The sequence below is a fragment of the Elstera sp. genome, assembly GCF_044372965.1.
GTDB lineage: Bacteria > Pseudomonadota > Alphaproteobacteria > Elsterales > Elsteraceae > Elstera.
On sequence record NZ_JBILQX010000300.1, the window covers coordinates 1 to 2,587 of the forward strand.

Annotated in this window: 3 protein-coding genes; all 3 read right to left on the reverse strand. The window is 65.0% G+C overall.

Annotation, left to right across the window (positions count from 1 at the left end; all coding sequences use genetic code 11):
* Window positions 1-210 precede the first annotated feature (210 nt).
* Window positions 211-996 carry an indole-3-glycerol phosphate synthase TrpC gene (gene trpC / locus ACIQ36_RS19905; protein WP_395832606.1) on the reverse strand — a complete coding sequence of 262 codons (786 nt, stop codon included), beginning with the start codon at window positions 994-996 and terminating at the stop codon, window positions 211-213.
* Between the two features lies 1 nt (window position 997).
* Window positions 998-2,011 carry an anthranilate phosphoribosyltransferase gene (gene trpD / locus ACIQ36_RS19910; protein WP_395832608.1) on the reverse strand — a complete coding sequence of 338 codons (1,014 nt, stop codon included), beginning with the start codon at window positions 2,009-2,011 and terminating at the stop codon, window positions 998-1,000.
* Window positions 2,012-2,079: 68 nt separating this feature from the next.
* A partial coding sequence (locus ACIQ36_RS19915; RefSeq protein WP_395832610.1) for a LysR substrate-binding domain-containing protein occupies window positions 2,080-2,587 on the reverse strand: 508 nt, incomplete at its 5' end.

Genomic DNA, 2,587 nt, shown 5'->3' on the forward strand with positions numbered 1-2,587 from the left:
GCGTGAGCCCGCAGATTTTTACGCGCACCATGAGTGTTCCTTTCGGAAGGTTAGGGGTTTCACCCCTAACGACCCCAACCAAGGGGCTCGCCCCTTGGTGATCCCGTTTTCTTATTTGGGGAATGTGGGGAGCGAGATGCTCCAAGGGAAATGGATTCTCAAGGGGCAAGCCCCTTGAGCGGGGGCGTCGGGGGCAGCGCCCCTGACAGACTATTGCCCCAACAAATACCGCAACTGCGCCCCCGGCTCCGGCGCGCGCATCAAAGCCGACCCCACAAGCACCGCCTGGGCGTCGATGCTGCGCATGCGGGCGAAATCCTCCGGCGTCTCCAACCCGCTTTCGGCAACGAAGCCGATACCGGGCGGCACCATCGGGCGCAGGCGCTCGGCGTTGGCGAGGTCGATGATGAAGGTGGTGAGGTCGCGGTTATTGACGCCGATCAGCTCGGCCCCGGATTTCAAGGCGATAGCCATTTCCGCTTCGTCGTGGACTTCAACCAGCGCATCGAGCCCATAGGCGCGGGCCTGGGCGAGATAGTCGGCGGTGGATTCGCCCAGCACGGCGACGATGAGCAGGCAGGCGTCGGCCATCAGGCGAGTTTCGGCGACCTGCCAGGGATCGACAATGAAGTCTTTACGCAGCACGGGGATCTTCACCTGGGCGCGGGCGGCTTGCAGTTCGGCATCAACGCCGTGGAACCAATGGGGCTCGGTGAGGATAGAGAGGGCCGAGGCCCCGGCCGCCTCGTAGGAGCGGGCAATCGCCACCGGGTCGCTGTCGGCCCGGATGGTTCCGGCGGAGGGGGAGGCGCGCTTGATTTCGGCGATGACGCGCAGCGCGCCCGGTTCGGTGACGGCGCGGGTAAACCCGCGCGTCGGCGGCAGGGTAGCGATCTCGCGTTCGATGTCAGCGAGGGAGCGCTGGGCTTTCCCGGCGGCCACATCCTCCGCCCGGCGGTCGCAGATCGGCTTCAGGCGATTAGTGAGTGTGGTCATGTTATGCCTCGTTCTTCAGAGCGCGCAGCCCGTCGAGCTTTGCCAGGGCCGCACCGGAGGTGATTGCTTGCTGCGCCAGCGCAACGCCGCCCTTGAAATCATCGGCGAGATCGGCCGCGACCAGGGCAGCGGAGGCATTCATCAGCACAGTTTGCCGACCGGGGTGATCTTCGCCGCGCAGAATGGTCAGCAACGCCGCCGCATTCTCCTGCGGTGTGCCGCCTTTGATGACCGACAGGGGTTGCTCGTCGAAGCCAAAATCGGCGGGGGTAACGGTGAATTCCTCAATCGCGCCGTTGCGCAAGGAGGCAACATAGGTTTTGCCCTGGGGCGCGACTTCATCCAGCCCAATTTCCGCCGAAATCACCAGCGCGCGTTCGCAGTCCAGCCCGGCCAGCGCTTCCGCCATAATGCGCAGCTTGGAGGGGTGATACACGCCCACGCATTGCTTGCGCACATGGGCCGGGTTGGTCAGCGGCCCCAGCAGGTTGAACAGCGTCCGAATCCCCAAAGCCCGGCGGATCGTCGCCACCGCCTTGGTCGCCGGGTGATAGAGCGGCGCAAAGAGAAAGCCGATGCCAATGGTCTCGATGCCGCGCGCCGTGGCTTCAATCGACAGATCAACCGGAACGCCCAGGGCTTCGAGCACGTCGGAACTACCGCTTTTGGACGAGACGGCCCGATTGCCGTGCTTGGCGACGCTCGCGCCGGCACCGGCGGCAATGAGGGCCGCCGTCGTCGAGAGGTTGAGCCCTCCCGCGCCATCGCCGCCCGTGCCCGCCGTACAGAGCAGTGGGCGCGTGCTGAGCGGCAGTTGCAGCGCCCGCGCCCGCAGGACGGAGGCGGCCCCGATCAACTCTTCCACGGTCTCACCCTTGATCCGCAGGCCCATCAACAGCCCGGCGAATTGAACATCCGGGCAGTTGCCATCGATGAGATCGTCCAGGGCAAAAGCGAGTTCCTGGCGGCTCAAATCCTGCCCGTGGGTGAGTTTTTCCAAGAGATCCGTAATCATCGCCCCAACCCTATTTATGCGACCAGCCCCCGAAGGGGCTAAGACCTTGCCGGGTTGGGGGAGGGGGGTCAAGGGGCAGGGGAAACCGGCCTGTCCCGCGCGCGTTCGCGCTGACCCAGAAGATCAACAAAGGCACTCACCTTGGCGGGCCGGAACCGCGCGGCGGGAAAGACGGCATGAATCCCCCCAGCAGGCAAGCCCCACTCGGGCAAAACCGCCAGCAGACGCCCAGCGACAAGATCGGCATCCGCCAGAAAATCCGGTAAAACCGAAAGACCCGCCCCGGCCATCACGGCCGCATGCACGCCCAAGGTTGTATCGATAGACAGCGCGGCGCGAAATCGAACCGCGCGGCGGTCGATGGCATCGCGGGAAAACGGCCAGTGCAGGGGGTCGCGCAATGCCCGATTCCCTATGAAGGGTAGCGTGGCTAGATCTTGCGGATCGCCACAGGCTGCCACGGCGGCGGCAAAGGTGGGCGCGGCGACCAGCAGTTGCCGGAAACCGCCGATGCGCCGGGCTTGTAGGCTGGAATCGGTCAACCAGCCGACCCTGATCGCCATATCGATGTTTCCG

Excerpts from the sequence above, each read along its gene's own strand:
- trpC (WP_395832606.1), bottom strand. The coding sequence starts at position 996 with ATGACCACACTCACTAATCGCCTGAAGCCGATCTGCGACCGCCGGGCG.
- trpD (WP_395832608.1), bottom strand. The coding sequence starts at position 2,011 with ATGATTACGGATCTCTTGGAAAAACTCACCCACGGGCAGGATTTGAGC.